Below are 4,315 nucleotides of genomic sequence, written 5' to 3' on the forward strand. Positions count from 1 at the left end.
CCCGCCCGCGCCGGTTCTGGGGCCTCAGGCCCGGATCACTTGATCCGGTACCAGTCGGCGGCGTTCCACAGCTCGGAATCCCAGGTGTTCAGGATCACGCCGCCCAAGCTGTTGGAATGCGCCGACACGCGGCCGCGGTCCACCAGCGGGATGATGACGTTGCTGTCCACCGTCAGCATGTTGTTGAGCTTGATCGCGATCTCGCGGCGCTTTTCGGGCTCGGCGGTGCGGGTCAGCTCGGCGTGCAGGGCGTCGTAGGCCGGGTCGCAGAAGCGGTTGATGTTTTCGCCCTGCCACTGGGTTTCGGGCCGCGGCGCCTTGTTGCACAGGTAGGCGCCCAGGTAGCTTTCCGGGTCGGTGCCGTCGAAGTTGTTGGCATACATCTCGACGTCGGCATAGAACTTCTGGAAGGTGTCGGGCGAGCCCGGATCACCGCCGAAGAACACCGAGGCCGACACGTTCTTCAGCTCGGCCTCGACGCCGATTTCCGACCACCACTGCTTGATAAGCGCCTGGAAGTCCTGGCGAACGGCGTTGGTCGAGGTCTGATACAGCATCGACAGGCGCACGCCATCCTTGGCACGGACGCCGTCGGCACCCTTCACCCAGCCCGCGTCATCCAGCAGCTTGTTGGCGCCGGCGATGTCCTGCTGCAGGCAGGAGGTGTTCTTGGCCGCATAAAGCTCGGGCCCCGGCACCAGGTCGCAGGTCGGGCGGCCGGCGCGGCCATAGCCCACCTCGACCAGCAGTTCGCGGTCGATCGCCATCGACAGCGCCTTGCGCACCGCCGGATCGGACAGGAACGGGTGCGGGTGCTTGGCGGTGGAGCGTTCGCCTTCGGGCAGCGAAGGCGAGGGGTTGGTCATGTTGACCTCGATCCGCTCGACCAGGGTGCCGAAGGCCGACAGCGCCTGACCCTTGCCGGCCTCGACCATCTTGTTGATGACGGTGGGGGCCAGCTGGAGGTTCCAGGCATAGTCGAATTCGCCGGTTTCCAGCACGGCACGGCCCGCGCCTTCGGCATCGCCGCCGCCCTTGAACGTCATGGTGGCAAAGCGCGGCTTGGCCGGGTCGCGGTAGTTCGGGTTGGCTTCCAGCGAGATCACGTCGTTGGTGCGGAACTCGACCACCTTGAAGGGGCCGGTGCCGATCGGGCCGAAGTTGGCCGCGGTGCATTCGGGGGCCTTGGCGCCGAGGCATTCGGCAAACTGCGCCTTCTGGATGATCGGCGACTGCGCGCCCACCAGCGGCAGGTAGGGGTTCGGCTTGGGATCGGAGAAGCTGATCTTGATGGTCAGGTCGTCGAGCGCCTCGACCGAGGTCACGCCCACGAACTTGGCCGCCTGGGCGCAGCCGCCCTCGGGATGGGTGCAGTATTCCCAGGTGAACACCGCGTCGGCGGCGGTGACCGGGGTGCCGTCCGACCACAGCAGGCCGGGCTTGAGCTTCCAGGTGATCGACTTGAGGTCTTCGGCGACGCCGCCGTTGGCCAGCGTCGGGATTTCGGCCGCGAGGTAGGGCACCAGCGCGCCGGTGTTGTCGTGGCGGGCCAGCGGCTCGATGATGAGCGACGCGGATTCCACATCCTTGGTGCCGCCCGAAAGATAGGGGTTCAGGATCGACGGCGCTTGCCAGTAGATCACGTTGACATGGCCGTCGGCGCCGCGCTCGGCCAGCGCCATCGGCGCAAAGGCGACCGAGGCCGCTGCGCCCAGAAGGGCGGTTCTGAGATTCATGCGTTTTCTCCTTGTTGGTTGTGCTCGATGGCCCCGGTTCCGCCGGTTGTTCCGGCTGTCGTGGTCCTGGTCTGGCTCGGGTCGTGCAGGTGGCAGGCGGCGAAATGCCCGGGCGCGATCTCGCGCAGGTCGGGCTTGATCTCGCGGCACACCGGCATCACCCGCGGGCAGCGGGTGCAGAAGTTGCAGCCCTTGGGCGGCTTGGCGGGCGAAGGCACGTCGCCTTGCAGGATGATGCGCTGGCGGGTCGCTTCCGACACCGGGTCGGGTTCGGGCACCGCCGAAAGCAGCGCCTGGGTATAGGGGTGCTGCGGGTTGCCATACAGCGCATCGCGCGGCGCGATTTCGGCGATGCGGCCCAGATACATCACCGCGACCCGGTCGCAGATGTGGCGCACCATGCTGAGATCGTGGCTGATGAACAGGTAGGTCAGGCCCAGCTTGTCCTGCAGATCCTCCAGCAGGTTGACCACCTGCGCCTGGATCGAAACGTCGAGCGCCGCGATGGGTTCGTCGCAGACGATGAACTTGGGGTTCAGCGCCAGGGCGCGGGCAATGCCGATGCGCTGGCGCTGGCCGCCGGAAAACTCGTGCGGGTAACGGTTGGCGAACTGGCGGTTCAGGCCCACGGCATCCATCAGCTCATAGACGCGGTCGAGCTTTTCCGCCCGCGTCATGCGCGTGTGTTCGTCGAGCGGTTCCGAGATGATCGCCGCCACGGTCATGCGGGCGTTCAGGCTGGCCTGCGGATCCTGGAACACCATCTGCATCTGCGGGCGCAAGGGGCGCAGGGCGCTTTGGCTGAGGGTGGCGATTTCGGTGCCGCCGATGCGGATCGAGCCGGCGGTGGGGTCGTAAAGCCGCAGCACCGCCCGCCCGCAGGTGGATTTGCCGCAGCCCGATTCGCCCACCAGCCCCAGCGTCTCGCCTTGCAGGATCGAGAACGAGACATCGTCCACCGCCTTCACGTCGCCGACCTTGCGGCGCAGGATGCCGGCGGTGATGGGGAAATACATCTTGAGGCCCCGGACCTCGACCAGGGGTTCGGCAGTGTCAGCCATGCGCCACCTCGCGGATCGCGGCCAGTTCCTCGGCCCGGTGGCAGGCCACGTCATGCCCGGCCGACAGGGTGCGGCGGGCGGGGTTTTCCAGCCCGCAGACCGGCACGGCGTGCACGCAGCGCGACAGGAACGGGCAGGCGGTGGGGGCGCGCCGCAGGATCGGCGGCTGGCCTTCGATGGTCTTGAGCCGCGCCTCGCGCGCGCCGTGCAACGCGGGAATGGTCTGCAACAGGGCCTGGGTATAGGGGTGGCGCGGGCGGGCGAACAGTTCGCGCACCGGCGCCATTTCCACCACCTGCCCGCCATACATCACCATCACCCGGTCGGCGATGCCGGCGATGACGCCCAGATCGTGGGTGATCCAGACGATCGCCATGCCGAGCTTCTGGCGCAGGTCGCGCACGAGTTCGAGGATCTGGGCCTGGATCGTCACGTCGAGCGCGGTGGTGGGTTCGTCGGCGATCAGCACCTTGGGATCGCAGGCCAGGGCAATGGCGATCATCACGCGCTGGCGCATCCCGCCCGAGAACTGGTGCGGAAAATCGCCCAGCCGCCGGGCGGCATCCGGGATGCCCACGAGGTCCAGCAGCTCGGCCGCGCGCTTGCGGGCGGCCTCCTTGGTCATGCCCATGTGGCGGCGCAGCGGCTCCATGATCTGGAAGCCGACGGTGAACACCGGGTTCAGGCTGGTCATCGGATCCTGGAAGATGAAACCGATGCGCCCGCCGCGCACGTCGCGCAGCTCGGCCGGCGAGACCTTGAGCAGATCCTTGCCTTCGAACAGCACCTGTCCGCCCTTGTTCATCGCCGGCGGGCTGGGCAGCAGGCCCAGCAGCGACATCATGGTGACGGACTTGCCGGATCCGCTTTCGCCGACCACGCCCAGAAGCTCGCCGGGCGCGAGGCTGAAGCTGACATCGTTGACGGCATGGATTTCGCCGCCGCGAGTCCGGAAAACAGTCTTGAGACCCCGGACATCAAGTACAGGCTGCGCCCTGTCGGGCATATGTCGCTCCCCGCATGTGGTCGTCTTGTTGCGGTCCGGGCGTGCTCGTCCGTGTTTGTCCGGCGAGTATTAGCGATATTTCGGCCTGTCGCAAGGCTGTTGTCGCGGGGGGTGCCGTTGCCCTTGCGTCGGCATCCGGCGGCAAGGGCAGGAGATTCGCGCCGAGCGGCCAGGATTCGGCTGCCGGGCGGTGCAGATTCGGGGCGCGATTCGCCGAAGATGCTGATTTCGGGGACTTATCCACAGAGGCGCGGGGTTATCCACAGGTGGAAATCCGCGCGGCCGGGCGCGAAACCCCAACAAAACATGGGCAGACGACAAAAAGATGACGCGCCGCATTTTTTCCTCTTGCGCCCGCCGGCGGCAGACCCTAGATACCGCCTCACCGAAACGGCGGGGACGCAAGAAACCGCTGGGACGGGACGCGGAAGCGCGGTTGCATCTGGGGAAGGCGGTCGGGTTGGCCCATGGGTTTTGGGTCGGTTCGGTTGTTTTTGTTTTGGTGCGTGCTC

3 protein-coding genes are annotated in these 4,315 nt (G+C 66.9%); all 3 read right to left on the bottom strand.

From position 1 onward, the window contains the following. Window positions 1-35 precede the first annotated feature (35 nt). Genes ACK4S2_RS15615 through ACK4S2_RS15625 form a run of 3 tightly spaced genes read right to left on the bottom strand, consistent with a single transcriptional unit; the run spans window position 36 to window position 3,803 of the window. On the bottom strand, window positions 36-1,736 hold the full coding sequence (locus ACK4S2_RS15615; protein WP_409626471.1) for a peptide ABC transporter substrate-binding protein: 1,701 nt from the start codon (window positions 1,734-1,736) through the stop codon (window positions 36-38). After that, the gene (locus tag ACK4S2_RS15620; RefSeq protein WP_409626474.1) at window positions 1,733-2,797 is read right to left on the bottom strand and encodes an ABC transporter ATP-binding protein; all 1,065 of its coding nucleotides are present in this window, start codon (window positions 2,795-2,797) and stop codon (window positions 1,733-1,735) included. The genes ACK4S2_RS15615 and ACK4S2_RS15620 overlap by 4 nt, the downstream gene beginning before the upstream one ends. Beyond that, a complete protein-coding gene (locus ACK4S2_RS15625; RefSeq protein ID WP_409626478.1) occupies window positions 2,790-3,803 on the bottom strand; it encodes an ABC transporter ATP-binding protein in 1,014 nt (337 codons plus the stop codon). Before ACK4S2_RS15625 ends, ACK4S2_RS15620 begins: the two co-directional genes overlap by 8 nt. Window positions 3,804-4,315: the final 512 nt, after the last annotated feature.

It is taken from the genome of Gemmobacter sp., assembly GCF_046292685.1.
Classification (GTDB): domain Bacteria; phylum Pseudomonadota; class Alphaproteobacteria; order Rhodobacterales; family Rhodobacteraceae; genus Wagnerdoeblera.

Bases quoted from the DNA above. Each gene is read 5' to 3' on its own strand.
- ACK4S2_RS15615 (WP_409626471.1), bottom strand. From the start codon at position 1,736: ATGAATCTCAGAACCGCCCTTCTGGGCGCAGCGGCCTCGGTCGCCTTT.
- ACK4S2_RS15620 (WP_409626474.1), bottom strand. From the start codon at position 2,797: ATGGCTGACACTGCCGAACCCCTGGTCGAGGTCCGGGGCCTCAAGATG.
- ACK4S2_RS15625 (WP_409626478.1), bottom strand. From the start codon at position 3,803: ATGCCCGACAGGGCGCAGCCTGTACTTGATGTCCGGGGTCTCAAGACT.